Origin of the sequence: Pseudomonas sp. CM25, from assembly GCF_013179705.1 — a bacterium.
Classification (GTDB): domain Bacteria; phylum Pseudomonadota; class Gammaproteobacteria; order Pseudomonadales; family Pseudomonadaceae; genus Aquipseudomonas.
Map to the genome: position 1 here is coordinate 1 of NZ_JABMCW010000424.1, position 4092 is coordinate 4092.

Genomic DNA, 4092 nt, shown 5'->3' on the forward strand with positions numbered 1-4092 from the left:
ACCGGCAGGCTGACGATGTCACCGGCGGCGACGCGGATCTCGCGCTGGCCTTCCAGCTTGAGGTCCGGCAGGCCGGCGGCCTCCAGCACGTAGACGTGGTCGCGCTGGTCCTTGTTCATCACCTTCAGGCTGTACACGTTCTCGATTCGGCCCTGGGCATTCTCACGGTACAGCACGCGGTCCTTGCTGACGTCGAAGCCGACCAGCGAGCGGGTGGCGAAGGCAGTGGCCAGGCCGATCATCATCACCAGCAGCACGGCGGCATAGCCGATCAGGCGCGGGCGCAGCATGTGGGTCTTCTGCCCGGACAGGTTGTGCTCGGTGGTATAGCTGATCAGGCCTTTGGGGTAGTTCATCTTGTCCATGATGCTGTCGCAGGCGTCGATGCAGGCGGCGCAGCCGATGCACTCGATCTGCAGGCCATCACGGATGTCGATGCCGGTAGGGCAGACTTGCACGCACATCGTGCAGTCGATGCAGTCGCCCAGGCCCTGGGCTTTGTAGTCGGCGTCTTTCTTGCGCGGGCCACGGGTTTCGCCACGGCGCGGGTCGTAGGAAACGATCAGCGTGTCCTTGTCGAACATCACGCTCTGGAAGCGTGCATACGGGCACATGTAAACGCACACCTGTTCGCGCAGCCATCCGGCGTTGCCGTAGGTGGCGAGGGTGAAGAAACCGACCCAGAAGTAGGCCCAGCCGTCGGCCTGGCCGGTGAAGAATTCGATGACCAGTTCACGGATCGGCGAGAAGTAGCCGACGAAGGTCATGCCGGTGACAAAGCCGATCAGCAGCCACAGGCTGTGCTTGGCGAACTTGCGCAGGAACTTGTTGCCGCTCATGGGCGACTTGTCCAGTTTCATGCGCTGGTTGCGATCGCCTTCGGTGACCTTTTCGCACCACATGAAGATCCACGTCCACACGCTTTGCGGGCAGGTGTAGCCGCACCACACGCGCCCGGCATAGACAGTGACGAAGAACAGGCCGAAGGCGGCGACGATGAGGATGCCCGAGAGCAGGATGAAGTCCTGTGGCCAAATGGTGGCGCCGAAGATGTAGAACTTGCGTTCGGGCAGGTTCCACCACACGGCCTGGTGCCCGCCCCAGTTCAGCCAGACGGTGCCGAAGTACAGCAGGAACAGCAGCGCCCCGCCAACCATGCGCAGGCGGCGGAATACGCCGGTGAAGGCGCGGGTGTAGATTTTCTCGCGGGAGGCGTAGAGGTCGACGGAATCCTTCCCTTTGTTGGCAGGCGGGGTTACATCATGTACCGGAATTTGCTTGCTCATCATCAAGTCCCACGGCAGTGGAGAAACGCCGCGGCCAGTGCGTGCCGGCCGCAGTCTCGCGCAATCTGCTAGCGCTCTGCGGTCCATGATACGCCGCTGGTGGCGGTATGGGACCTCGCTGCGACCTTTAGTCGCGTTGGGTTTGGGGTGTGAAACGTGTTATGGCAGGTGTCAATTGATCCAGGTCATTTGCCTGCAAGAAATGCTGTGCCAGTACCGGCTTCTTCGCGGCTAAAGCCGCTCCCACAGCGATTGCATTATCCTGTGGGAGCGGCTTTAGCCGCGAAAGGGCCAGGCCTGCCTACTCAGCCTTGGCCTGTTCCTGGTCCTTGTGCGAGAGGCTGTACACGTAAGCCGCCAGCAAATGCACCTTGTCGTTACCCTGCATCTGCTCCTGGGCCGGCATCTGCCCCTGACGGCCATAGCGAATGGTCTGCTGCAGTTGCGCAAAGCTCGACCCATAGATGAACGCCTGCGGGTGGGTCAGGTTCGGTGCGCCCATGGCCGGCGTGCCCTTGCCCTCCGGCCCGTGGCAGGCCACGCAGTTGGCTGCGAAGATCTTCTGCCCGTTCTCGGCATCGGCCTTCGCGCCCTCTGGCAGGGTACGGCCATCGAGCTTGCTGACCACGAACGCAGCCACGTCGGCCACGCCCTGGTCACCGATCACCTCGGCCCAGCCCGGCATCACGCCGTGGCGGCCGCCCATGATGGTGGTCTTGATGGTTTCCGGCTCGCCGCCCCAGCGCCAGTCGTTGTCGGTCAGGTTGGGGAAGCCGAAGGCACCCTTGGCGTCGGAACCGTGGCACACCGAGCAGTTGGAGGCGAACAGCCGCGCGCCCATTTTCAGCGCCTGCGGGTCCTTGGCCACCTCTTCGATGGGCATGGCGGCAAACTTGGCGAAGATCGGCCCGAAGCGTGCGTCGGCCTTGGCCATTTCCTTTTCCCACTCGTGCACGCCGGTCCAGCCCGGCTGGCCGTTGGAAAACTCGGTCTGCTTCTCGCTGTCCAGGTACGAATAGCCCGGCAGGATGCCTTTCCAGTTGCCCAGGCCCGGGTATAGCACCAGGTAGCCGAGGGCGAAGATGATGGTGCCGACGAACAGCCAGAACCACCATTTCGGCAGCGGGTTGTCGTATTCCTCGATGCCGTCGAAGGCGTGCCCCACAGTTTCATCGGTCACCTCCTCGCGCTGGCCCTTGCGGGTCGACAGCAACAGCCAGGTCAGCGCGAAGATGGTGCCCAGGGTCAGGACGGTAACGTACAGACTCCAGAAGGTTGTCATTGTTTTTTGCTCCCAGAAGCTTTTGCGTGCTCGTGCTCAACGTGGCGGCTGGCATCGGGGTCATCTGCGAAGGGCAGCTGGGTCGCTTCGTCGAAGTCCTTTTTACGCCGCGGGTTGAACACCCACAGCGCCAGGCCCACGAAGGCCACCATCACCACCACGGTGCCCAGGCCGCGAATCATCCCGATATCCATCAGCGTCACCGTTTGCTCTTGATGATGGTGCCAAGACCCTGCAGGTACGCAACGATGGCGTCCATTTCGGTCTTGCCCTTGACCGCGTCACGCGCGCCGGCGATGTCGGCGTCGGTGTACGGGGTGCCGAGTGTGCGCAGCACTTCCATCTTCTTCGCGGTGTCCTTGCCGTCGAGCTTGTTCTCGACCAGCCAGGGGTAGGACGGCATCTTCGATTCCGGTACCACGTTGCGCGGGTTGTACAGGTGCGCACGGTGCCAGTCATCGGAGTAGCGGCCACCGACCCGGGCCAGGTCCGGCCCGGTTCGCTTGGAGCCCCACAGGAACGGGTGGTCCCACACGCTCTCGCCAGCCACCGAGTAGTGGCCGTAGCGTTCGGTTTCGGCGCGGAACGGGCGGATCATCTGCGAGTGGCAGCCCACGCAGCCCTCGCGGATGTAGATGTCGCGGCCTTCCAGCTCCAGCGCGGTGCGCGGCTTCATGCCTTCCACCGGCTTGTTGGTCACATCCTGGAAAAACAGCGGGACGATCTGGGTCAGGCCACCGACGCTCACGGCGATGACCATGAAGAAGGCCAGCAGGCCTATGTTCTTCTCGACGGCTTCATGCTTCATCAGTGCGCTCCCACGACAACAATCTTGGCGGCTTCCTCAGCCTCTACCGGGTTGGCGGCACGTACGGTACGGAACACGTTGTAGGCCATCAGCAGCATGCCGCTGGCGAAGAACGCACCGCCCAGCGCGCGGACGATATAGCCCGGGTGGCTGGCCTGCAGGGCTTCGACGAAGGAGTAGGTGAGGGTGCCGTCATCGTTGATGGCGCGCCACATCAGGCCTTGGGTGATGCCGTTGACCCACATCGAGGCGATGTACAGCACGGTACCGATGGTGGCCAGCCAGAAGTGCGCGTTGATCAGGCCGACGCTGTGCATCTGCTCGCGGCCATACAGGCGCGGGATCATGTGGTACACGGCACCGATGGAGATCATCGCCACCCAGCCGAGGGCGCCGGCGTGCACGTGGCCGATGGTCCAGTCGGTGTAGTGCGACAGCGAGTTGACGGTCTTGATGGCCATCATCGGGCCTTCGAAGGTGGACATGCCGTAGAACGCCAGCGACACCACCAGGAAGCGCAGGATCGGGTCGGTGCGCAGTTTGTGCCAGGCGCCGGACAACGTCATCATGCCGTTGATCATGCCGCCCCAGCTTGGCGCCAGCAGGATGATCGACATCACCATGCCCAGCGACTGCGCCCAGTCAGGCAGGGCGGTGTAGTGCAGGTGGTGCGGGCCGGCCCAGATGTACAGAGTGATCAGCGCCCAGAAGTGCAC

The 4092-nt window shown here is 63.1% G+C and carries 5 protein-coding genes; all 5 read right to left on the reverse strand.

The window, feature by feature from the left end:
- Window positions 1–1286, reverse strand: a 1286-nt coding sequence (gene ccoG / locus HP546_RS27025) for a cytochrome c oxidase accessory protein CcoG (RefSeq protein ID WP_172231932.1), incomplete at its 3' end; no start/stop codon positions are given.
- A gap of 301 nt (window positions 1287–1587) precedes the next feature.
- Window positions 1588–2568 carry a cytochrome-c oxidase, cbb3-type subunit III gene (gene ccoP / locus HP546_RS27030; RefSeq protein WP_172231935.1) on the reverse strand — a complete coding sequence of 327 codons (981 nt, stop codon included), beginning with the start codon at window positions 2566–2568 and terminating at the stop codon, window positions 1588–1590.
- Window positions 2565–2762 carry a cbb3-type cytochrome c oxidase subunit 3 gene (locus HP546_RS27035; protein ID WP_172231941.1) on the reverse strand — a complete coding sequence of 66 codons (198 nt, stop codon included), beginning with the start codon at window positions 2760–2762 and terminating at the stop codon, window positions 2565–2567. The genes ccoP and HP546_RS27035 overlap by 4 nt, the downstream gene beginning before the upstream one ends.
- 5 nt (window positions 2763–2767) lie before the next feature.
- Window positions 2768–3376 (reverse strand): cytochrome-c oxidase, cbb3-type subunit II, encoded by a 609-nt coding sequence (gene ccoO, locus HP546_RS27040; protein WP_003254286.1) that lies wholly within the window; start codon window positions 3374–3376, stop codon window positions 2768–2770.
- Window positions 3376–4092, reverse strand: a 717-nt coding sequence (locus tag HP546_RS27045; RefSeq protein ID WP_172231938.1) for a cbb3-type cytochrome c oxidase subunit I, incomplete at its 5' end; no start/stop codon positions are given. The genes HP546_RS27045 and ccoO, both read right to left, overlap by 1 nt.

Coding starts and splice junctions, on each gene's coding strand:
- ccoP (WP_172231935.1), bottom strand. CDS start 2,568: ATGACAACCTTCTGGAGTCTGTACGTTACCGTCCTGACCCTGGGCACC.
- HP546_RS27035 (WP_172231941.1), bottom strand. CDS start 2,762: ATGGATATCGGGATGATTCGCGGCCTGGGCACCGTGGTGGTGATGGTG.
- ccoO (WP_003254286.1), bottom strand. CDS start 3,376: ATGAAGCATGAAGCCGTCGAGAAGAACATAGGCCTGCTGGCCTTCTTC.